The following is a 22,970-nucleotide window of genomic DNA, read 5'->3' as shown; positions in this document are numbered from 1 at the left end:
CTAAGATTCCAGAATCTTAGCTTTTTCTATTTTACTAAGCTGTTTAACCATTAAGGAGGAAAAACAAATGTCTATTTATAGAGGATCTGGGGTGGCCATTGTTACCCCCTACCAGGATACAGAAGCGCGTGAAATTAACTATGAGGTCTTCCGCCAACTCGTTGAACGCCAAATCGAAGCAGGAACCGACGCCATCATTGTGGCCGGAACAACCGGCGAAGCCAGCAACCAAACCGATGAGGAACAGATTGATCTCATCCGTTACTGTATAGAAGTTGTCGACCAGCGCGTCCCTGTCATTGCCGGCGCTGGTTCTAACGACACCCGCCACGGAGTCAACCTCTCCAAGGAATGTGAAGCAGCTGGTGCTGACGCCTTGCTCTCTGTTACGCCCTATTATCTCAAAACCAACCAAGAAGGCCTCTACCAACACTTCGCTGCCATCGCCAAGGCAGTAAATATACCTATCATCTTATACGATGTGCCAGGTCGGACCGGCATGGGCATTGCGCCGCAAACCCTCCGTCGCCTCATCGATGACTTTGAAAATATTGTCGGCCTCAAAGATGCCACCGGTAACTTCAACCACGCCGTTGACAACCTCCACTACTGCGGCGACCAGGTAGACGTGTACTCAGGCAACGATGATACCGCTGTACCCCTGATGAGCCTGGGCGGTCAAGGCGTGATCTCTGTTCTGGCCAATATCGCCCCTAAAGAAGTCCACGACATGATCCACGCCGCCCTCGACGGCGACTTCGCCAAGGCCCGCGAGCTCCAAGCCAAGTTCAAACCTCTAATCGACACCCTCTTCTGCGAACCCAACCCCATCCCCGTCAAAGCAGCCCTAGCTATCCAGGGCTTCGAAGTCGGCCCAACCCGTCTCCCCTTGGGCCAACCCCAAGCAGAAACTGTAAATAAATTAAAAGAACAAATGGACGAACTCGGCCTTTTAAACAAATAGTATGACTTTCAGCCAGCTTTTCCAGCTGGCTTTTTGCTTGGAATGGAGTGATTTTAGCTGCTTATTTTTAACTTCACTAACTTGAATAAAATCGGTTTTAGTATAAAATAGTATCTATCATATACAACAATTGGAGGCTTAAACTAATGACCGACCGACAAGTCCCCTTTCGAATTAAAGCAACCGCGATGGATGAAGACTTCATCGACCAATATAACCGCTCTTCCTTCCACCGCCACGAGCTCGTTTTTGTCACTAAGGCGCTACGGATCACCGTCAACCAGCAGTCACTTGAAGTCGAGCCCAAGCAAATCATCGTCATTCCTTCAAGCATTGACCTCAAACTCGAGGCAGGCCAACACTACGCTTCCCCTCAATTCTATGGCTATGTCCTCTCCATTGGGGATAACTATCTCGATGAGATCAACCATACCTTCATCGACACCACTGACCTCATCCAAGTCTTCAGTCAACTGCGCATCCTCCCCGTGAGCGAAAATAACTGGCAAGTCTTCCTCGACCTCTTCGGCCAGCTCAAACAAGTTCAAGCGGAAAAAGCTACCCTCTACCAGCAGAAGATTATCTTCCACCTGGCTAGCCTGCTCTTCCTCGAAACCTGCCAAATCTACCAGTCGCCCAACGCCCCCCTGCTCCACGAACATACCAAGCGCGACCAACTGGCCAGCGACATCAAGCAATACGTCGACGACCACTTCAACGAACCCCTCACCCTCCAAGACACCGCCAAACGCTTCAATATCTCGACTTCAACCGTCAACCGTATCTTCCAAAAATATTACCACGACACCCTCTACCAATACCTCATCACCAAACGCCTCAGCTACGCCCACGACTGCATCAAAAAAGGCCAATCCATCAGCCACTCCTGGAAAAACGCCGGCTTCAAAGACTACAGCAACTTCTACCGCTCCTTCATCAAACACTACCATTACAGACCACACGACGCGAAATAAAAGAAGGGTGCGAGAGGATGCGGGAGAAAGGGACCTCTGGAGCAAAGAGCCAGAGAAGACTGCAAGTCTTCGACGGATCTTTGTGAAGAGGAGCCCTTTCTGCATCCTCGAACCCGACTTTAGGGTGTGAAGGCTAGCGGGAGAAATAGACCTCTGGAGCCAAAAGCCAGAGAAGGCTGAAAGCATTCGACGGATTTTGGTGAAGAGGAGCTATTTCTGCTAGCCTGAACCCGACTAGAAAGGGTGTGAGGGCGCGCGGGTAGCTTCCTTTCACTGGAGCATAAAGCCAGAGAAGGTTGAAAACCTTCGACGGCTTTATGTGAAGTGACAAGGAAGCTGCGCGCCCGAACCCGACTAGAAAGGGTGCGAGAGGATGCGGGAGAAAGGGACCTCTGGAGCAAAGAGCCAGAGAAGACTGCAAGTCTTCGACGGATCTTTGTGAAGAGGAGCCCTTTCTGCATCCTCGAACCCGACTAGGGTATGAGCAAGTCCCTGTACAAACAGGTCAATCCACAAGCAAAAGCTCCGAGTGTGGATTGCCATCAGCCAAGCCACACTAGAGGCCCCCAATGTGGATTGACAACACCCGGCATTCAAGGTCGGGAGGTAGGCCTTTCTATCTTTCTTTAAGGCAATCTTATTGGAAGACCATGCCGCCATCGGTCACAATGATTTGACCGGTAATATAGTCCGCTTTTTCTGAGGCGAGGAAGGAGACTAAATTAGCCACATCTTCTGGTTCTTGGGTGCGGCCGAGCGCAATATTGGCCACCTGTTCCTTGAAGGTCTCCCCTCTTTCAGCACCAGTCAGTTCCGCGAATTTTTCATCTAGGCGGTCCCACATGCCGGTGCCAGCGATCCCTGGCGCATAAGCATTGACGGTAATTCCATCATCTGCTAATTCCTTGGCTGCGGTCTGGGTCAGACCACTCACCGCGAATTTAGTCGCTGAGTAGGCACTGAGCATTTCAAAACCTTCGCGTCCCGCAATACTGGAGGCATTGATAATCTTACCCTTAATGCCAAGTTCCTTCATCTGCTTGGCTGCGGCTTGGATCCCGTAGATGGTCCCCTTAATATTGATATCGAAGAGCGCCCCCAGATCTTCCTCTTCCAGATCGATCAGAGGAGCGACACGTCCTTCAATCCCAGCATTATTTACGAAGACATCTAAACGGCCAAATTGGTCCACCGCATAAGCCGCCAGGTCCTTCTGATCTTGGAGCTTGCTCACATCCGCTTCCTTAATAGCCGCCTCGATGCCTTGGTCTGCAAATTCTTTCTGGGTAGCTTCTAAGGTATCGCGATCGATATCCGCTAAGACCAGGTCAAAGCCATCCGCCGCTAATTGCTGGGCGATAGCCTTGCCTAAGCCCTGGGCCCCACCTGTAATCACTGCCACTTTCTTCTCTGACATAAAATAAATTCCTCCTTTTCTTGACTTAACTTAAGTATAACAATTTCGGAACCGAAATAAAACTTAAAGCCCTCGACCTAAATTCAAAAGCGAAACAGATTCCCCTCCCAAAACAAAAAAGCCTCCAAAGACAAGTCAATGTCCTTGGAGGCTCTTCAATTTCTACATATTTAATTGACGTTGTAGGTTGGCGATCACAGCATCGGCAGCGACTTCCTGGTCCTGGGTTAGGGACTGGTAGAGCTTAAAGTAGAAGCGGGCTGTCTTCATATTGCCCAGTTCTACTGCTGCTTGGGCCATGTTGACCAGCTTGCAGAGGGCGGCATCGGAAGGGAACTGGTCCAACTTGTAGTCTTGGAGGATCTGTGCCACTTCCTTATTGGTCAAGGGCTCTTCAACTTCCAGGCCCTCTTCCTTGAGCGATTCGAGCAGGTCGGTCGCGCCCTCATTCTCCTTCCAACGCAGGCTAATCTTAGCAAAGTTCAGGGCAGCTTCTAAGTCCCCCTTGCCGGCGTAGAATTTCGCCAAGCAGGCATAACCTCGGGCCAAGGCTGACCGTTCGATTGAATACTTCAGGCCTTTTAGGATCATGGCATAGGCCATGCCGTACTGGTCCATATCCAGGTAGAGAGCCGCCAAGTCATAGATCATCGCCACTTGGTAAGGGTGCCAGAGCAGGGCCTGTTGGTAGGCGTCCGCCGCTTCCTTGCGCTCATTAGCCTGGAGCAGGACCTTGGCATAGGTCTGATAGATCTTGCTGAAGTCGCGGTGGGTCGGCAAGAGCTGCATGCCCGCTTCTTCGTGGAGCAAGAATTCAAAACGCCCCACCAAGTCAAAGATACTCAAGTGACGCTGGCCAGGTTTAGGATTGTACTGGTCAAAGTCAGAATCTAGGCTACGGATGAAGTCTTCCATGGCAAAGCGCGCCTCTGTCACCTCACCCGCCGCTAACATCTCGTCGATCTTAGCCATTAAGATATTGTCGGAGTGCTTGTCCGAGTCATCATAACGCTTGCGATTCTTCAAGGTCTCTTCAGGATAAGCTTCATAGAGCAAATCCTCTAATTTCGAAAGGAATTCTTCGTTACGGATCAGGACAATATTTTCCACCAATTTTTGGCCCACTTCGCTAATGGCCTGGCTATAATTGCCCACAAGTAATTGTTCAATTTCTTTTAGTAAATGTTCTTGATCTTGATTCATAATATTTCCCCTTAATTCGGAATAATGATTACCGGTCAAAGACACCAGTAATTATTGTAATCGGCCCTTGGTCAAAGTTCAAGGCTGGGCATAGGGTCAGTGATGCCTTTTACCGATCACTCTTGATTAATCATCCAAGGGCCCAGCAGGAAAGCGTTCCTCCAAAGATTCCTCCATCTCTTCCAGAGACATCACTTTGACAAAAGAGTCTGGGGTAAAGCGGGGCTTATAGTCCGTTGGAAAGTCATCAAATTCCGCCGAATTAAAGAGGTATTTTTGCTTCTCGTCATCGGATAGGGTCCGGAAATAAGCCATGGGAATCATGTCATCGGCCAAGCGATTATTGGCCAGGCGCTTGATGAAGTGTGTAATATTCGAGAGGTCGTAATAATAAGCGTAATAGAGGTCAGACTGGCGCTGGTCAACTGGTGTCATGGTGAAGTCCACTAAGAGCTTTAAGAGGGCCTGTTTTTCTAAGATTTGTCGGTTATTGAAGCCCTGGAAGCTCGTCCGCAGCATATAGGGCTGGTCCAAGTTGACCTCCGCTAGCTTACTGTCATCATCATAAATCTTCAAGACACGAAAACTCTCGCCCTCCCACTCCTTGGTCGTCACATAATAATTCTCAATGAAAGCCAAATGATTCAAACGGGTATATAATTCATCCAAACGCATGGTCTCGCCTCCACCCTCCTAGTCAAGCTATTGAAACGCTAACAGTCTTATTATAACAGACTCTGCAAGGAATAACCGCCAAAAGTGCTAGTTTATTTATTTGATCAAAAGTACATTGGATGGCCAACCCGTATTCACAGCAAGTGACAAATTGTGCGAGTGAACATCCCTTCCGCTTTCGAAGTCGGCCTCTAGAGAACTACACTTCCCCATAAAAAAGAGGCCTGCTAGGGCCCTTTTTAGTCTTTATTCGCTTTGACGACCGCAAACCAGCGCCGGTCAACGATCCCGCGGTTGTTGGCTAAGCCGCGTTTCTGGACGCCTTCTTCCTGGTAGTCGCAGGCTTCTAGGATGGCTTGGTTGGCCTGGTCCTCCACGTCAATTCCTACTTGGACCCGTTCCGCTTGAACAGCGTCGAAGAGGAAGTGGGTAACTGTCCGGACCGCTTCCGCCCCCAATTCGGTGCGCTGGTCCGACTGGGCGAAGAGAAATTCCAGTTCACAGGTCGCAATCTTTTTAACGATCCGTTTCACGTGGATTTCACCAATAAGGGCCTGACTAGCTTTGTCTTCCACTCCCCAGCGGTAAATTTTATCGTTAGTGCGCTTGGGCTGCCAGTGTTCCAAGAGCTTCTTGGTGGTACGCTTGGACTCATGGACACCCCAACTGGCGTACTGGGTCAGCTGGCTATCCCCTGCCCAATTCTGATACATCTGTTCATAGTCAGATACATCAAACTTGCGCAAGAGCAAGTTCTGTGTCTCAATGGTCTTTGTTCCTTTGTGATTCATACAAGTTTTTCCCCGATTCCGGCTCAGTCGAAGCCTAAATATTCATTGTCACGGCTTATTATAACATAAGTTCCAAACATTTGGCCTAAGATCCTGACTTAACTTGGTCCCGGTAGCGGGCCAGTTGCAAGTATTCTTCTAGGGTCAACCCATATCGCTGGATAAAGGCGGCGTGTTCTCTACCAACATAGCGGTAGTGCCAGGGTTCGAATTCATAACCCGTAATGGCTTCACGATCCTTGAGATAGCGCAAAATGAAGCCATACTTATGAGCGTTGTCAGCTAACCACTGGGCCGCTGGATCCTCGACGAAGCTGTCATCAAGGCCTCCACCCTGGTCCAGCCAAGCCTGGCTCAACCAGTCGAAGGCCAGACCCGTCGCATGTTCCGTCGCCCGCTCCGGTGCGATGTAGGCATCCGTCATCCGCTCGGCTTCTTCCTTGGACTTGCCCTGGTTGAGATAGGTCTCATATTGGTGCTGGCGGTTGTAGGCCTGGGATTCGATGGAGCGGAAGGCCGAGATGGTGCGCAGGTCATAGCCCGCCGCTCGGGCATCGGCCATGAGGGCTTCCAGGTCCCCTTGGAGGCGCTGGTCATAGACTTGACCTTCTGGCGTCTGGGCAGCTTCAAAATCTGGTTCCTTATCTAGGAGCGCCTGGCGGTTGACAAGGATCAAGCGCCAGTCCTTGGGGTCGATAGAGTCAGGCATCTCAGCAAGGACTTGGTCTAATTGGCCTCCGAACCTAGCCTCCAATTGGTCAGCGCCCGCTACCTGGAGCTTACCCTGGCTGGGGCGTTCATTTGCTTTCAAAGCCGGCACTTGGTTGGTCAGCTTGGCATGACTCTCAAAAGCAGACGACTGGTCCACAAGCCCCAAAACCACTACCATTCCGGCTAAGAGGATCATATAGACCATCTGCCTCACACGTTTAAAGCCCTCTCCTGTCATCGCACCCGCCTCCTTAAGTCTTACTTCCTATTATAACAGTCTTTAGTCCCAGTCGAAAGCTTTTTAAACCAGGCAAGGCTAGGCAAACTATGGTACAATAATGAAGAAATTATGAGAGAACGGAGCGATGAAGAGATGGAGCGCCAAGACCTAGCCCATGCCCAACGCCTAGTATTCAAAATCGGAACCAATTCCCTATTAACAGACCAAAACACGATCGACTACCCGCGCATCGACCGGCTCGCCTTCACCCTGGCTAGCCTCCGCCAAGCCGGCAAGGAAGTTGTCCTCGTCAGCTCAGGTGCCATCGGGGTCGGCTGTGTCCAACAAGGAATCGCCCAGCGCCCCCAAGCCATCCCCGAACAACAAGCCCTGGCTGCCTTGGGTCAAGTCACCCTGATGAGTATCTACAGCCGCTTCTTTGCTTATTACACCCAGGATGTGGCCCAGATCCTCTTAACCCGGGACGTCATGGACTATCCGGAAAGCCTGAAGAACTGCCGGAACAGCCTGGAAGTTCTCCTAGCTCAAAAAGTTATCCCCGTCATCAATGAAAATGACGCGGTCGCTGTCGATGAGCTGGACCACCAGACTCGCTTCGGGGACAATGACACCCTATCTGCTCTAGTTACCAATATTGTTGAAGCCGACCTCTTAGTCCTACTCACAGATGTCGATGGCTTCTATACCGCTGACCCCCATAGCAACCCCCAAGCCCAAAGAATCAGCCGGCTGGAAGGCATCAGCCAAGACAACTTAGACCAAGCTGGCGGCAAGGGGTCTAGCTTCTCAACCGGTGGCATGACCACCAAACTCAAAGCCGGCAAGTTGGTCTTGGACCAGGGCCGGAGCATGGTCATCATGGGCAGCCAGGAACCCGCCGATATCTTCAAACTTTTAGCAGGAGAAGATATTGGTAGCCTGGTCTCCGCCCGCCAATCATTCCAAAAGGAGGAAAAATAAAATGGACATCAAAGACCTTGAAATCATGGCCCAAAAAGCCCAGGCCGCTGCCCGCCAACTCGGCCAGGCCAGCAGCCAAAGCAAAGAAGCCGCCCTCTTAGCCATGGCAGACCAACTCCGCCAAAAGCAGACAGCCATCCTCAAAGCCAATGCCCAAGATATCGCCAAGACCCGGGACCAAGGCCGGCCCGACAGCTTTATCGAACGCATGACCCTGACCGAAGACCGGGTGGAAGCTATGGCGCTAGGCCTGGAAGACGTGGCCCGACAGCCTGACCCCATCCACGAAGTCATCGCCGGCTGGACCACACCCCAGGGCCTCGACATCGTCCAAAAACGCGTCCCCCTCGGCGTGATCGGTATTATCTACGAGTCCCGGCCTAATGTCACTGCTGACGCCGCCAGTCTCTGCTTTAAGACGGGGAACAGCGTCATCCTGCGCGGGGGCAAGGAAACCCTCCAATCCAACTTAGCCATCGTGTCGGCCCTCCAAGTGGGACTTGCCTCCGTCGACCTGCCCCAGGACGCCATCCAATACATCGATGACCCAGACCGGGCCTTGGCCACGGCCTTCATGCAGCTGGACCGCTATGTCGACTGCCTGATCCCCCGGGGAAGCGCTGCTCTCATCCAGAGCGTGGTCCAAAACGCAACTATTCCGACCATCGAAACCGGTGTAGGCAACTGCCACCTCTACGTCCACCAGTCTGCTGATCTCGATGAAGCTATCCAACTCTTCATCAACGGCAAGGCCCAGCGCGTGTCTGTCTGCAATGCCCTGGAAACTTTAATCCTCGACCAGGAAATTGCCAAGGACTTCCTGGACCAGGCCCGTCTCCTAATTGAGCAAAACGGGATCCGCCTCCACGGTGACCAACGCACCTGTAGCCTGGTCAAGGATGCCATTCCAGCCGAAGAGAAGGACTATGCGGAAGAATACCTGGACTACGACATCGCCGTTAAGATCGTCGACTCCTACCAGAAGGCTATCGACCATATCCAGACCTATTCTAGCAAGCACTCCGAAGTCATCGCCACAAAGGACTACCAAGTGGCCCAAGACTTCATGAACGATATCGACGCGGCTTGTGTCTATGTCAACGCCTCCTCTCGCTTCTCCGACGGCGGCATCTTCGGCTTCGGCGGCGAGATCGGCATCTCCACCCAGAAACTCCACGCCCGCGGCCCCATGGGACTCAAGGCCCTGACCTCCTACAAGTACCTGATCCAGGGCCAGGGGCAGATCCGGGAATAGCATGTCAGTTTATAGCATTCAAAAAGGCATCACTTGAATTCTTCTCAAGCCATGCCTTTTTACTGTTATTTTAATGATGAGAGTCCACTTTACTGAGGTTTTTGCCGTTAATTTTTTTCAATCGAATAGGAAATCTGAACATTATATTTTGATTAAATTAAATATAAATTAACCAAAATTATTGAAAGCGCTTTTTATGCTTGTTATATTGAATGTGTAAGGAACTAATAGCAACTGAAAGGAGCAGTGATATGTTTAAACAGAAACTATTACTCTCAAGTGCCGTTGCCTTTTTACTTTCACCAATTGCAGTAACGGGAGTACAAGCAACAACCGTTCAGCCAAACGATTCTATCACTCAGCATGTATCCGAAGGTCAAAAAATAACTGAGTATTACAGTTTTACAAACCATGAATTTTTCGAAACTGCGAAAGAGCTTGGTTACGACCTTGAAGAACCAATAAATGATCCGAACTATGATCCTAATGAACTCAATACAATCCAGCCTGTGACAACAAGTTTTAGATCTGGAAGTATACTGGATCAAACTACTGTTACCCTATCACCAGAGGTTGTCAATAAAGTTAAAAATATTGGTGTAGGGGCTGGTTCATTAATACTAGCCGCAAAACTACCTGGCGGTTGGAAATTAGCACCTCAGATTGCTAATGTAATAATAAGTCAGGTTGATGCTACAAGGCCTTTACAAGTTTCTTTAGTCCTACAACGAACTGCAAATGGAGCTCAATGGTTTGCTACTGGTTATCAATGGGTGTAAAAAATGAGTAAGAAAAAAAAGAAAAATATCTATACAGCGATTATAATGGGCGTCTTAGTCTTCCTCAGTAGCCCAGGGAGTGCAAACGCAGTCTTTATATCGGAAACCTCCCTCAGAATTTTAAAAATTTTGCTTGTTCTTCTCTGTTTCTACTTATTAATTAAGCTAGAAAAATCGTAAGTCCTTTACTAGTCTTCAACTCTCTTACTTAAAAAGAATTTGAAATAAAATTTCCAATCTCTATTGCAAAAGGAGGTCCTATCAATGACCAGCTGGTGATTGATAGGACCTCCTATTTTTCTATATAATTAAAGTTTAAGAAGAATCTATTTAGCCATTTATTTATGAGCAAGAGTGGAGCTTGAGTTTGATCGTTAGCCATGAATAAGCAAACGAAGCGAATTAGGGAGAGTTGGCGCAAGCCTTACTCTCCGTTTGAGTCTCGTTAGGCGAGAGACCGAGGCTCGAGCTGGTGCCATGGCTTTTTAACGATCAAACTCGAAGCGGAACGGATGCTCATAGCACCATTTATTAAAGACGCTAAATCTTTTCTTCTGCTAAGACCTGTCCCTCTTCTGCTGCTTCCTCTTTATCCTTATAAAATTCTGCATCTGGTACCGGTGCTTTCTGGTCCTTGCGCTGGCAGGCGCTGGCGTAAAGAGTACCCACTAAGGTGTGGAGGACGGTTGTAGCTGCCCCAGCCAGGGCGACATTAGGATTGAAGTGTTGGAGGGCCAGAGTCGAAGCTAAGCCCCCATTCTGCATGCCGATTTCAATGGCAATGGCCCGGGTGGACGGGATGTCGTAGTGGCGGAATTTGCAGACCAGGTAGCCGGCGATATAGCCACTGATATTGTGGATTAAGACAGCTGCCACAATGACCCAGCCAGTCGCCTTCAAGGTGTCTGCATTAATGGCTACAGATCCTGCCAAAACCAAGAGAACTGCCAAGGAAGATAAGCTCGGCAAGAAGTCTTGGACTCCATTCAAGCGGGCGCCCGCAAAGTAATTAATGGCAATCCCAATCACAATCGGTAAGAGAACGATTTTGACAATAGAGAGGAACATGGGCCAAAAGGCGATATCAATGTAGGCGCCGCCGTAAGCGGCTAGGAGCAAGGGTGTCATAAAGGGCGACAGCAAAGTCGACACCGAGGTCGCGGACACCGATAAGGCCACATTCCCATTAGCCAAGAAGGTAATCACATTGGACGAGGTACCACCTGGGGCACAGCCAACGAAGATCAGGCCCAGAGCTATCTCTTGGGGCAGGTTGAAGAGCTTAGCCACCACATAGGCAGAAGCAGGCATGAAGCCGAATTGGACCACTGCCACCAGTAAGACCTGGAGAGGGTGCTTGAAGACCTCGGAGAAGTCGTGGGGCTTCATGGTCAAGCCCATGGTAAACATCACCAAGCTCAGAAAAATTGAGATATAAGAAGACGCCCAGATAAAGGCCTGGGGAGCCAGCAGAGCACCCAAACCGACAACCAGGACAATGATCGCCAAATACCGGTTAAAATACCCATTGATACGAGCAAAAAATCCCATCAATAAAACTTCCTTTCTTCTATTTATCATCATTATCTCATTAATTTATCATTTTTCACCTAGTCTATACCTTCTCTCCATATTTTTCAATCCCTTTCCGGAATATTCTGTCATTTACTTTAAAAGACAAAAAGCCAGCTACCTAGCTAAACTAGACAACTGGCAATTTAAGACTAAGGCCTAGAATTTGCCTCGGGCCTGTCCGCGTTTGTAATAGAAGATAATCAGTAAGGCATAGAGGCAGCAGGCCCAGCCTGAGCTGAGGATGCTGTAGCCCCCGCCAGTGAAGAAGAGCGGGCCGTCCTGGTAGTAATAATAGGCTGGGGCCAGGCTGATTCCGCCTTCTTCTAGGGCCGGATCCACAAAGTAAAGGACTGAAGACAGGCCGTTCAGGGCCACGTGGAAGGCCATGCTGGACCAGACATTACCCTCCACATAGGCAACAAGGGAGAAGAGCAAGCTGGCTAAGAAACCGGCCAGGACTAAGATAAGCTGGGAAGGGCCATCCAGGGGCTTGTTCAACAGATGCATCAAGGCAAAGAGACCCGCCGGCAAGAAAATTCCCCAGTAAACGGACCGCGCGCGACCGATCACGTTCAGGGCAAGGCCCCGGAAGACCAATTCCTCCTGGACCGCCCCGTTCAGGCCGTCCGCTAAGACTAAGTAGGCAAAACTATAGAGGGAAAGTTCTCCCATTTGGGCTTGCCCATCTAAAGCCAGGGCTGTTCCCAAGACCAGGGTCACAGGCAGGGCTACAGCCAGGACCTCCGTCAACTTGGACACAGACCGCGGCGCCAGCCCTAATTCCCTATCCCCCATTTTCAGAACCTTTATTTGGTAGACTTTAAAGATTCCTGCAAAGATCAAAAGATCGAGCAGGGGGTTGACCAGGTTAGCCAGCCCTTCATCCGCAATTAAATTCGTCATAAGGGTCGCCAAGACTTGGGCTAGGATCATCAACAGGAAAGCGACCCCACTGTAGACCAGGGCACGGCTTAAAGACTTATTTTTCATTAGATTACCTCGCTTCTTTATGAAGTGAATTTCATCGGAAAAGTTTAGCACAAAAGCCAAACCAAGACAAGAGCTTTTAGGACAGGGATAGCTTATGATTAGGTAATCCTAATTATTTGCGTTATACTAACTATTGATTAGATAAATTATTGTAGTAAGGAGATTTTTATGTTTGATTTCTTTCTCAACTTACACCCCGTCGTCCAAGCTGGCCTGGCCGGTATTGTGACCTGGTTTTTTACCGCGCTCGGCTCTTCCTTGGTCTTCTTCATGGGGGAAATTAACCGTAAATTATTGGACGCCATGAACGGTTTTGCGGCCGGGGTCATGATCGCAGCTAGCTTCTGGTCCCTGCTCGCGCCTTCCATTGAATACGCCGAAGCTGGCGGCTATGGTAAGTGGTCCTTCTTCCCTGCCCTGGTGGGATTTGTGGCAGGAGGCCTCTTCCTCAGCCTACTGGATAAGATTATCCCCCACATGCATATGGATAAGACCCGGTCTGAAGCAGAAGGGGTGCCGACCCAACTTTCCTCCACCTTCCTCCTCTTCCTAGCCATCACCATCCATAATATTCCGGAAGGACTCTCAGTTGGCGTGGCCTACGGGGCAGTCGGGTCTGGTCTCGCTAATGCCAGTATGGCTAGCGCTATTTCCTTAACCCTGGGGATTGCCCTGCAGAACTTCCCTGAAGGCTCTGCCTTGGCCATGCCGATCCGCGCTAATGGGAATAGCCGCTGGCGGGCCTTTAACCTGGGCCAAGCCTCTGCCCTGGTCGAGATTGTTGGGGCGATCCTGGGAGCTTGGTTGGTTACCCAGATGACTGTTATTCTCCCCTACGCTCTAGCCTTTGCGGCGGGCGCCATGATCTTCGTCTGCGTGGAAGAGCTCATTCCTGAATCCCAAAGCAATGGCAATGAAGACCTGGCTACCCTGGCTCTGATTGCTGGTTTTGCGGTTATGATGGTCCTCGACGTTGCCTTGGGATAGGCAGCTTTTGACAGGAACTAACCGACTTGTAAACGCTTTGAGCAAATGATTTGTATCTCAGCGGCATTCTGTTATGATTAAGCTATAGGAGGTAGATATTATGAACCAAGTAACGATTGAAGAATTTTACGACATTGTAAAAGCAGACGAACCCGTTAACATCCTGGATGTTCGCCCACGCGAATTATACGAAGAAGGCCACGTACCAGGCGCCGTTCACTTCCCTCTCTCTCAGATCGAAGACCACTTAGATGACTTAGACAAGGACCAAGTCTACTATGTCATCTGCCATGACGGCAAAGGGTCCAAAAAAGGCACTGAAATCCTAGAAAAGAATGGTTTCAATGCCGTTAACGTTGAAAAAGGTACCCCTGACTATCCAGGCGAATTAGAAAAATAAGTTGAGTGATTTGACGAAAAGGCAGCCTATCCGAAAATGATAGGCTGCCTTTTTCTATCTATTATCTTTTTAAATGCTGCTAATGAGCATATGTTTCGCTTCGAGTTTGATCGTTAAAAAGCCATGGCACCGGCTCGAGCCTCGGTCTCTCGCCTAACGAGGCTCAAATGGAGAGTAAGGCTTGCGCCAACTCTCCCTAATTCGCTTCGTTTGCTTTTTCATGGCTAACGATCAAACTCGAGCTCCACTCCTGCTCATAACCAGAACTATTATTAAAATAGAAAATTTTTCAGCTATATTTTTAACCTGATTAATATTTATGCTAAAACATTACAAAATAATTCTAGCATTTATCAAATTATATTTTTGGAAAGATACTGAGGCCGTAATCTAGCCTACTTTTGTTATGCCATCATCACTCACTTTGCTTATACATCACTAATCAGCAAAATCAAGGCAGAACGGATGCTCATCAAAACTTTGCTCTTCCTGGAAACCTGTTCCAAAAGTCAGTCCTGACATCCACTTCATAAAGGCTATCCGAACTTTTAGTAATGTTCACCTAGCCTTTATTCCAGTGATTCAGTTCTAAACGACTTTTGTCACACTCTCTTATTTTTTGCCAAGGAAGTTAGCCAGGATCTGGCGGCCTTCTGGGGTCATGATAGATTCGGGGTGGAATTGGACGCCGTAGATGGGATAGTCCTGGTGTTCTAGGGCCATGATTTCAGCCTGGTCGGTCTGGCCGGTGACCTTGAGGCAGGTTGGCAGGCTCTTGGTCTCAGCAATGAGGGAATGGTAACGGGCGACTGGGAAACGTTCGGGGCAGCCTTGGAAGAGCTGGCTGTCGGTGTCGACCTGGATCTCTGACTGCTTACCGTGCATCATCCGGTCAGCATAGGTCACTACCCCACCAAAAGCCTGGCAGATAGCCTGGTGGCCCAGGCAGACACCCAGGATAGGAAACTTAGGACCGAGCTCTCGGACTAGGTCGACAATAACCCCCGCATCTTCAGGTCGACCGGGACCAGGCGAAATCACAATGGCGTCCGGCGCCAGGGCTTCAGTCTCTTCCAGGCTCAGCTCATCATTGCGGACCACCTGGATGTCTGGATCCAATTCCCCCAGTTCCTGGTAGAGGTTATAGGAGAAACTATCATAGTTATCAATCATTAAAATCATTAGTCCACCTCCTGGGCGAGTTCTAGGGCACTTAGGGACGCTTTGGCCTTGTTGAGGCACTCTTGGTATTCTTTTGCCGCTTGGGAGTCAGCGACAATCCCTGCCCCACTGCGGACAAAGACCTTGCCGTTCTTGGCATAGATCAGGCGGATGCCGATACAGGTTTCCATATTGCCGGTAAAATCAATGTAACCAATGGCTCCACCGTAAACCCCGCGCTTGCTTCCCTCCAATTCCGCAATCAACTGGCAGGCCCGGATCTTAGGCGCTCCCGATAGGGTACCAGCCGGAAGAACAGAGGCAATGGCATCCAGGGCGTCGCAGTCTGACCGCAGCTGGCTCCCAACCACCGACCCAATATGCATGACATGGGAGAAGCGTTCGATGGCATGGAGTTTTTCTACTTCCACACTGCCGATCTCACTGACCCGGCCCAGGTCATTGCGACCCAGGTCCACTAGCATATTGTGTTCAGCCAATTCCTTGCTGTCGGAGAGCAGGTCCTTTTCTAAGGCCTGGTCTTCTTCTGCCGTCTTGCCCCGGGGCCGCGTCCCTGCTAGGGGGAAGGTGTGGAGGCGGCCTTCTTTTAGCTTGACCAGAGTTTCTGGCGAAGCCCCCGCTAATTCCACATCCGTTCCTGAGAAATAGAACATATAAGGCGAGGGATTCACCGTCCGCAAGAGCCGGTAGGTGTTGAAGAGGCTGCCCGAGAAAGGCGCGGATAGATAATTGGAGAGGACAATCTGGAAGATATCTCCCTCCCGGATATAGGCCTTGGCCCGGTTGACGATATCACAGAAGGCTTCCTGGTCGAAGTAAGGCGTCACAGGTCCCTGGAGCCGCCCAGCTTCTTCCTGGATCTTATCCCCAGTACGAAGGAGGCCCTCCATAGTATTCAGAGCTTCCACAGCCTTGGCATAGTTAGCCGCCACATCATCCAGTTTGACATTAGCTATCAGAATAATTTTTTGTTTCAAATGATCGAAAGCAATCACCTGGTCGAAAAGCATCAGGTCCAGGTCCTTGAAGTCCTCGTGGTCAGCAACCGGTCGCTTGGCTGCGGGCTCCACATAATTGAAGTAGTCGTAGGCGAAGTAACCCACCAAGCCCCCAGTAAAAGTAGGCAAGTCCGCCAAGCGCGGGCTCCGGTAGTCAGCCAGTAATTGGCGGATGTAGGCCGCTGGGTCTTCCGTTTCATAGACTTGGTCCCCCATTTCTAAACGGCCATCCTTACAGGTCACTTCCAACTTGGGCTCATAGCCGAGGAAGCTATAACGGCCCCAGGTCTCATTGGCCTGGGCTGACTCCAGCATGTAACAGTGGCTTGAGGCCTGCTTCAGGATCCGCATGGCTTCGATTGGTGTGATAAAATCCGATAGAATCTCACGCGCCAGGGGCACAATGGTATAGTCCGTATCTTGGGCGAAGGCTTGGACCTCCTCCAGGCTTAGGTTTAAGGGCATAATCTTTCCTCCAAATTCTTAAAACCGCCTGCCAAGAAAAAAAGTCCTTGACAGAAGTACACATCTGTCAAGGACGAATCGTTACTCATGGTAAATAATCCGCGGTGCCACCTTGAATTTACGCTTGCGCGCACACTTGGCTAGGATACCAACATATCCCTGGTTCGTCACGCCAACCTCCACGTCGCAGGCTACTCGGCCTCAGCCTTTCATTGCGCCCTCTGCGGTCCATTTGACAACTTGTTTCTGGTCCGGCTCTCATCTCCCCGGGCTCTCTGTGCAGGCATTGTTGCCGTTATCTCCGCTTCATCGGTTTAATTGCCACTAGTCTAGCACGCCAGATATTACCTGTCAATAATAAAAATACAAAAACCGGCCCCAGATCAGGACCGGCCGAAAATTCATATCACTGCTAGGTCGTCAGAGACCACATGCAAAAGCATAAGGCATGCTCACTGACACAGCTACTTGTACTGATCTAGTCTTTATATTCTTCAGCACTGCTCACTTTAAAATTTGACTAAGGTTACTTAACAATCTCCTTGTGAGCAGAAGTGGAGCTTGAAAGTGATCGTTAGCCATGAAAAGCAAGCAATGTGAATTAGGGATAGTAGGCGCTAGCCGTACTAGCCCTTTGAAACTTGCTAGGCGAGAGACCAAGGCTCGAGCCGGTGCCATGGCTCTCTAACGATCACTTTCAAGACGGAACGCATGCTCACTAGCACAGTTCATAGTCGGGTTCGCAAAGGCAGAAAGGGAGTGACTTCAGCAAAGTGGAACGACCGGCTAAAGCCGCTCTTATCCCTTTTGCCTCCAGTCATCCCTTTCTAAACGCTCTTACTTTCACCCTGTTACACCACTGTTATACAATCCCCCTAAAATAACAATCTGGATTGATACATTCTTTCTATTTTTTACAGCACTGCTCACTCTACTTATTGGCTTTATTTACTTACAATCTCCCTTATGAGCAGAAGTGGAGCGTTGAAGTTGGGCCTTAGCCATGAACAAGCAAGCGAAGCGAATTACGGAGAGTTGGCGCAAGCCTTACTCTCCGTTTGAGTCTCGCTAGGTGAGGGACCTTGGCCCGAACCGGTGCCATGGCTCTTCAAGGACCAACTTCAACAGCGCAACGCATGCTCACCAGCACAATTTCCGTCACACAACCAATATATAAATAAAGTGAGCAGCTGCGCCCGCCACTAAACCACCGATCGTATGGCTGAAGAGGGCATAGCCCGTCATCTCCTGGGTATCCAGGGCATCCATCATGGCAATATGGGTCGACAGGTAGCCCGACCAGCACATGCACATGGCGGTAAAGACAGCCAGGTCATTGCCGTTAGCCAGGCCCGATTCCACCAGCTTGGCAGCCAAACCCACAGCCGCTCCCGCTGCACCCAGGGCGGTAATTGGTACCGAAATAGCCTCAGGATTAGAGAAGCCAAAGATAGGAGTCAGGATAAAGGATAATTTTTCCCCAATCCAGGGTAAGAAAGGAACCCCCTGGCCGATCTCACCGGTATAGATGCCATCTGGTCCTGGGCCGTGGGTGAGTAACATAACCATGGTGCAGACCACGACCACGCCCGGAATAATGGCCATACCCATTTCTACCCCATTCTTACCCCCATCCAAGAGAGCGGAGAGGGCGCGCGATCCCACGCCCCCTGCCCGGACCACCCGGGATCCTTCTGGCAGGTCTTCTTCGTGGTCGATCTCCACATAGTCTTCCGTCCCATAAGCCTTCTTAGTGAAGTGGAGCATGAGGCGGACACTGACTAGGCTGCCGACAACGGCTCCTAGGTTCCCAATCAGAGCGGCTGTCGCTGAGCCTTCGAGCGGGATCGCCAGGACCGTTGCCGTCACAATCAAGCCCATCCCAAAGGAGGTCCCAATATTCGTTAGAGCCGGCAATTGGTATTTTTTGAAATAACGTTTGAAATTATCCTCCTTGGCCAAGGTTAGAACGGCTGGATTATCTGACATATAACAGTTGAGCACACCCAAAGACGAAGCCCCCGGCATGTCATAGATCGGGCCAATTAAGCGCGACAAAAGCTTGTCGATTAAAGCCACGAAACCAAATTCCGAAAAGAGCGAGGACAGAGCCCCCGTCACCACCGAAATGGCCATCAAGAAAAAGCAGGTATTCATGAGCAGGTCATAAGCCGTCGCCATAATCGTCGATAACATATTGACCACACCCATCCGCCAGCCAATCGCCCCAAATATCCCAAAGAAAACAAGCACAAAGAGAACCGGCTCTAGGCCGATCGCCTTTTTATATCGATAACGTTTCACCATTACACTCCTTACCAGCTAAATCGTCACATAAAACTTTTCCCATTATAGCACAAAATCCCCGCTCTAGAGATAAGAAAAAGACGCCACAAGTATTGAGGCGCCTCTTCCTTAACCTTTAGCGACTAGTTCTTAAAGAAGGAAACCACCTTGGCCTTGTTCAAGGCGCGAGCGGTTTGATAAGCTAACTCAAAGTCAACCATACCATGGATAATCCCACCCAGGCCAACGAAGACAAAGAGGGTAGTAAAGTAACCGGCCGCTAAGTTGTCAGTACCTATCCCAGTTACCAAATAGACAACGACCACCTCAGCTAAGGCATGGATAAAAGCCAGCACGAAGGAGAAAGCTGTTCGTGTAGTCAATTTGTCTACCAAGCTGGGATGCTTTTGGAAGTAGTAGGCCCCAAAAGTAGCGAAGAAGACGTGGCTGAGCCCGCGCAAGCCAATCACGAAGGGGAAACCGGCTAAGAAGAAGCCGATACCAGAAGCTAGGGCAACAAAGGCGGCTGGAGCGGGCCCCATGAAGATGGACAAGACAATGGGCAGGTGGCTGGCCAGGGTGTAAGAAGCCGGCCCGAGAACCACTTTGATAGGCATGACCATGGGGATAAGAATCGCCAAGGCGGTCAAGAGAGCAGTTAGGGTTAGGCGTTGGATAGACTTTTTATTCTGACTTAGAGACATGGAATCACCTTTCATTTAGTTTTCCTAGTAAGTATCATCACAAATTTTGTTAAAACAATTGATCACTGCGCAGGCTGCTTAAAGGTCCCGATACATGATATAGATATTACAATAAGTGCCGTTCTTCAGTAGGAAGCCCTTGGGAATGGTGCCGACAATCTGAAAACCCTGCTGGGTGTAAACCTTGATAGCAGCATAGTTGATAGCCACCACCGCATTGTACTGCATGCCTCTAAAGCCCAGGGTCTTGGCTTCTTCCAGCGAAGCTTTCAACCAGGCTGGAGAAAAGCCCCCGCCCGCGGAAGGTCTTATTCATACAGTAAGAAGCATTGGCCACATGCCCGCAACGGCCGATATTGTTGGGTTGGAGGGTGTAGAAACCAGCCACCCTGTCCCCTTCCTTCAAACAAGTCGCCGCCGACTTATGGCTCAGGTAGTCAGTGAAATCTCCCTCGCTATAAAGCTCCGTCCCTGGAAAGGCCAAACCATCTTCGAGAACATCATTCCAGATAGCCGTCATTTGCGAAATATCTTCATCTTGATAAGCTAACAGTTCCAATTTCTTACCTCTTTCTCATCTTTTACTCATTTATTATAGAGGACAAGTTTCCCTTTGCCTAGGGGGATTTTGAACTTTGCCCTGCCACCAAAAAAATCCAAGGCTCTTTTGATTGATCCTTGGATTTTGATTCAAGTTTTAGCTTTTTATTCAACGGAGCTCAGCGCTTCTAGCATGTCCACCTGTTTGAGGCGCTGGTTAATGACTAGGGCTAAAAGCAGACTGATCCCAGCAACTAGCAGACTTGGTATGAGGAAAGGCCGACTAGTGAGCGCCGGATTAAACATCACATCGGCTGGGGGCAACATATGGATGATGTAGCGGTGGAGCCACTCGCCAATGCCGAAGCCAAAGACAATACCAAACAAGGTCAGGATAATAGTCTCACGGTAGATATAGAGAGTGACTTCCCTGTCATAGAAGCCAAGCACCTTGATGGTCGATAATTCTCGCATTCTTTCCGACACATTGATGGTGGTCAGATTATAGAGAATGACCGCAGCTAGAAGGCCAGCCACTAGGATCAAGACCATCATAATCTTATCAAGGGAATTCACAATGGTTCGAATCTGATTCTGAAGGCTGGTATTCTGCACGATCCCTTTGACTCCATCGATAGCCATAAAGTCAGCCGCATAGTTTTCTGTATTTTCTTGACTTGTGTCCTTTAGGTTGACAAGCTGGGCATTAGTTTGGAAATCTTTGCCAAAGATATTCGCATAGCCGGCTTGGTTGGTGAAGACAAAGTGGCCCATGTACATTTCTGTAATCCCGGTCACCTTCATTTCATAGGTCTTGTGATCGGCATCTTCTAAGGTCAGCACATCACCTGGCCCGACGTCCAACAATTGAGCCAGGCGCTCTGAAATGATGACCCCATCCTCTTCCAGGCTCAGGCCTTGCCCTGTTTCTCGGTTGACTAAGTTGACATAGCGGTGGAAGTGGGCAGGGTTTTCTGGGACGATCAAGTGGATGGCTTGTTGGTCTTGGGCAGATCCTGCCGTCTTGGTCAATTGTTCATAGTGGATGCGGTCATGGCTGGACACCCCGCCCCCTGCTAGAAGGTCGGCTATCGCTTGCCGGTCATCGTCTGACGCCTGGTCTGCTTCAGCCACAATCATCTGATAGTGGATCAAATCGTTGAACTGGCGGTCGTTAATCCCCCTAATCGATTCTTGGACAGCTAGACCCGCGAAGAGGCAGGCCACCGCCCCAGCTACCCCAAAAATCGTCATCAGCATCCGCTGCTTGTAGCGGAAGATGTTGCGGGCCGTAATCTTTTGCATAAAGCCCAGACGATTCCAGATACCAGGAAAATGCTCCAAGAAAATCTTGCCCCCCGCTTTGGGCGCCTTGGGCATGAGGAGCTGGGCAGGCTTTTCCTTTAAGGCTCGGCGGGCTACGATGTAGGCAGGTAAGACTGCACAGAGAAGGGCCAGGGCGAGGGCCAGTAAGGAAATGGGCCAGTAGAAATGCAACTGGATCCGAGGCAGGGTAAAGCCTGTGCTATAGGCATTGTAAGCAATCAGGGGTAAGAGGATATGGCCCAGGCCAATCCCTAGCACAGAGCCCAAGAAGCTGGACAAGAAACCATAGACCACAAACTTCTTCACAATATCGCGCCTGCCGTAACCCAAGGCTTTCAAGGTCCCTGATTTAACCCGCTCTTCATCAACAAAACGTGTCATGGTGTTTAAGGTCAACAAGGCAGCTACAAAATAAAGAAAGATGGGGAAAATATTGGCCAAAGCATCCACAATATGGGAGACCGTGCCATAAATCCGGTAGCCCTCGCCACCGGGTATCTCACGGCGGCTATTGATCATATAGCTGGGGAGATCTAATTGGTCCAGCCTTTCTTTAGCCTCTGCCATTTCCTTGGTCTTTTGGTCGATTTCAGCTTGACCGGCTTTGACCTTCTCCTCTCCCTCTTTCAGGGCCTTTTCTTGGTCGCCCCCGACAGGCAGCTGGGCTAGACGGGCCCGGTCTAAGTCTTGCTTGGCTTGGTCTAAGCGTCGGCTTTCCTGGTCCAGCTTCTTTTGAGCCGCTTGGATGCTTTGGTCAGCCGCTTGGAGCTGCTTGTGGCCTTGATCTTGAATCGCCGCTAGACGCTCTTCGGGCCGGTCTGCCAAGACCTCTGCCACCTGGTCCTTATGGGCTTGGATTTTGTCCGTATAAGCTTGGCTGTAAGGATCTAAGCCTTCTAAATCTTCAAAAGTCATCCGGGCCAACATATAAAGCTCGGAGTCAAAGGCCTCTTCGGCTAAAACTCCATAGCCCTTGAGCGCACCTGTGCCAGCCGTAGAGGGCCCGCGGTTAATGTCAGAGAGGATTTCACTAGAATAGACGAAACCTGTCAGAGTATAGCTGTCCCCCTTGAGCACTTTCTGCCCAAGCGGGTTCTCTGGCTCCTCAATTTGAATCTGGTCACCAATTTGATAGTCCCCACGGTAAGAGCCATCGAGGGCAATTTCATCCGCTGTTTCAGGTAAGCGACCTTCTAGAAGCTCCGCTTGGGACAAGTTCTCTGTCTTTGAAAAAAGACGCAAACTCTCCTTATCCCCTTTGAGTGTAACATCTTTCAAATAGCCTGCTTCAACTTCTTGAAGGCCATCAAGGCTTGCAAGCTGGTCCAAGTCCTCCTGGTTGAGGCCCAATGACCCTATCACCGTCAGATCAGCCGTATTCGCAGCTGCAAAATAATCCCGCCCGGTCTGCCGCATATTAGGCCCCGTTACCTTCAAGCCAACTAAAGCAAATGAACCAATCAACATCAACATGAAGATTGAAATAAAACGAGCTTTGGACTGGCGAATGGACCGCCAGATTTCCTTCCATAATGTAGGCATCTTGT

General features: G+C 49.9%; 21 protein-coding genes. 7 read left to right on the top strand and 14 right to left on the bottom strand.

What is annotated here, in order from left to right; translation table 11 throughout:
- Positions 1-67: 67 nt before the first annotated feature.
- Both dapA and QP860_RS04525 read left to right on the top strand, forming a co-directional pair.
- Positions 68-964: a 4-hydroxy-tetrahydrodipicolinate synthase gene (gene dapA, locus QP860_RS04530; protein ID WP_070619160.1), complete on the top strand. Its 897-nt coding sequence runs from the start codon at positions 68-70 to the stop codon at positions 962-964.
- Between the two features lie 146 nt (positions 965-1,110).
- The gene (locus QP860_RS04525; RefSeq protein ID WP_284912253.1) at positions 1,111-1,938 is read left to right on the top strand and encodes a helix-turn-helix domain-containing protein; all 828 of its coding nucleotides are present in this window, start codon (positions 1,111-1,113) and stop codon (positions 1,936-1,938) included.
- 637 nt (positions 1,939-2,575) lie between these two features.
- Here QP860_RS04525 and QP860_RS04520 read toward each other — a convergent pair.
- From QP860_RS04520 to QP860_RS04500, 5 genes are all read right to left on the bottom strand, one after another.
- Positions 2,576-3,355, bottom strand: a complete 780-nt coding sequence (locus QP860_RS04520) for an acetoin reductase (RefSeq protein ID WP_070619154.1) — start codon at positions 3,353-3,355, stop codon at positions 2,576-2,578.
- Between the two features lie 162 nt (positions 3,356-3,517).
- Positions 3,518-4,558, bottom strand: coding sequence for a tetratricopeptide repeat protein (locus QP860_RS04515; RefSeq protein WP_070619151.1), 1,041 nt, complete (start codon positions 4,556-4,558; stop codon positions 3,518-3,520).
- 126 nt (positions 4,559-4,684) lie between these two features.
- Complete coding sequence (locus tag QP860_RS04510) at positions 4,685-5,233, bottom strand: hypothetical protein (RefSeq protein ID WP_067972573.1); 549 nt, start codon at positions 5,231-5,233, stop codon at positions 4,685-4,687.
- Positions 5,234-5,472: 239 nt separating this feature from the next.
- Positions 5,473-6,024, bottom strand: coding sequence for a GNAT family N-acetyltransferase (locus tag QP860_RS04505; RefSeq protein WP_070619148.1), 552 nt, complete (start codon positions 6,022-6,024; stop codon positions 5,473-5,475).
- 85 nt (positions 6,025-6,109) lie between these two features.
- Complete coding sequence (locus QP860_RS04500) at positions 6,110-6,973, bottom strand: M15 family metallopeptidase (protein ID WP_070619145.1); 864 nt, start codon at positions 6,971-6,973, stop codon at positions 6,110-6,112.
- A 111-nt stretch (positions 6,974-7,084) separates the two neighbouring features.
- Between QP860_RS04500 and proB the strand changes: the two genes are divergently transcribed.
- The 3 genes from proB (at position 7,085) to QP860_RS04485 (ending at position 9,970) form a co-directional block, all read left to right on the top strand.
- A complete protein-coding gene (gene proB / locus QP860_RS04495; protein ID WP_246818942.1) occupies positions 7,085-7,936 on the top strand; it encodes a glutamate 5-kinase in 852 nt (283 codons plus the stop codon).
- Position 7,937: 1 nt separating this feature from the next.
- Entirely contained in the window at positions 7,938-9,191 is a 1,254-nt protein-coding gene (locus tag QP860_RS04490) for a glutamate-5-semialdehyde dehydrogenase (protein WP_284912252.1), read from the top strand.
- A gap of 251 nt (positions 9,192-9,442) precedes the next feature.
- Complete coding sequence (locus tag QP860_RS04485) at positions 9,443-9,970, top strand: hypothetical protein (protein ID WP_070619142.1); 528 nt, start codon at positions 9,443-9,445, stop codon at positions 9,968-9,970.
- A gap of 540 nt (positions 9,971-10,510) precedes the next feature.
- Here the strand turns inward: QP860_RS04485 and QP860_RS04480 are convergent.
- Together QP860_RS04480 and QP860_RS04475 are read right to left on the bottom strand one after the other, a co-directional pair.
- Entirely contained in the window at positions 10,511-11,521 is a 1,011-nt protein-coding gene (locus QP860_RS04480) for a bile acid:sodium symporter family protein (RefSeq protein ID WP_284912251.1), read from the bottom strand.
- A gap of 180 nt (positions 11,522-11,701) precedes the next feature.
- Positions 11,702-12,535: a CPBP family intramembrane glutamic endopeptidase gene (locus QP860_RS04475; RefSeq protein WP_070619136.1), complete on the bottom strand. Its 834-nt coding sequence runs from the start codon at positions 12,533-12,535 to the stop codon at positions 11,702-11,704.
- 168 nt (positions 12,536-12,703) lie between these two features.
- On the opposite strand from QP860_RS04475, the gene QP860_RS04470 reads away from it, so the two are divergent.
- Both QP860_RS04470 and QP860_RS04465 read left to right on the top strand, forming a co-directional pair.
- Entirely contained in the window at positions 12,704-13,522 is an 819-nt protein-coding gene (locus QP860_RS04470) for a ZIP family metal transporter (protein ID WP_070619134.1), read from the top strand.
- A gap of 100 nt (positions 13,523-13,622) precedes the next feature.
- The gene (locus QP860_RS04465) at positions 13,623-13,922 is read left to right on the top strand and encodes a rhodanese-like domain-containing protein (RefSeq protein WP_070619131.1); all 300 of its coding nucleotides are present in this window, start codon (positions 13,623-13,625) and stop codon (positions 13,920-13,922) included.
- 612 nt (positions 13,923-14,534) lie between these two features.
- Here QP860_RS04465 and QP860_RS04460 read toward each other — a convergent pair.
- The 7 genes from QP860_RS04460 to QP860_RS04430 form a co-directional block, all read right to left on the bottom strand.
- Entirely contained in the window at positions 14,535-15,104 is a 570-nt protein-coding gene (locus tag QP860_RS04460) for an anthranilate synthase component II (protein ID WP_070619128.1), read from the bottom strand.
- Positions 15,104-16,567, bottom strand: coding sequence for an anthranilate synthase component I family protein (locus QP860_RS04455; protein ID WP_070619125.1), 1,464 nt, complete (start codon positions 16,565-16,567; stop codon positions 15,104-15,106). The genes QP860_RS04460 and QP860_RS04455 overlap by 1 nt, the downstream gene beginning before the upstream one ends.
- 1,158 nt (positions 16,568-17,725) lie before the next feature.
- Positions 17,726-18,874: a CD0519/CD1768 family membrane protein gene (locus QP860_RS04450; protein ID WP_070619123.1), complete on the bottom strand. Its 1,149-nt coding sequence runs from the start codon at positions 18,872-18,874 to the stop codon at positions 17,726-17,728.
- A gap of 122 nt (positions 18,875-18,996) precedes the next feature.
- Positions 18,997-19,572: a hypothetical protein gene (locus tag QP860_RS04445; RefSeq protein WP_246818941.1), complete on the bottom strand. Its 576-nt coding sequence runs from the start codon at positions 19,570-19,572 to the stop codon at positions 18,997-18,999.
- A gap of 63 nt (positions 19,573-19,635) precedes the next feature.
- Positions 19,636-19,785, bottom strand: a complete 150-nt coding sequence (locus QP860_RS04440) for a GNAT family N-acetyltransferase (protein ID WP_246818940.1) — start codon at positions 19,783-19,785, stop codon at positions 19,636-19,638.
- 4 nt (positions 19,786-19,789) lie between these two features.
- Positions 19,790-20,116 carry a GNAT family N-acetyltransferase gene (locus tag QP860_RS04435; RefSeq protein WP_246818939.1) on the bottom strand — a complete coding sequence of 109 codons (327 nt, stop codon included), beginning with the start codon at positions 20,114-20,116 and terminating at the stop codon, positions 19,790-19,792.
- Between the two features lie 146 nt (positions 20,117-20,262).
- The gene (locus QP860_RS04430) at positions 20,263-22,965 is read right to left on the bottom strand and encodes an FtsX-like permease family protein (RefSeq protein ID WP_284912250.1); all 2,703 of its coding nucleotides are present in this window, start codon (positions 22,963-22,965) and stop codon (positions 20,263-20,265) included.
- Positions 22,966-22,970: the final 5 nt, after the last annotated feature.

The organism is Aerococcus sp. UMB1112A (assembly GCF_030230715.1).
In the GTDB taxonomy this organism is placed as follows: Bacteria; Bacillota; Bacilli; order Lactobacillales; family Aerococcaceae; genus Aerococcus.
Note: the sequence above shows the minus strand (reverse complement) of the source record. Positions and strands in the feature narration are given on the sequence as shown.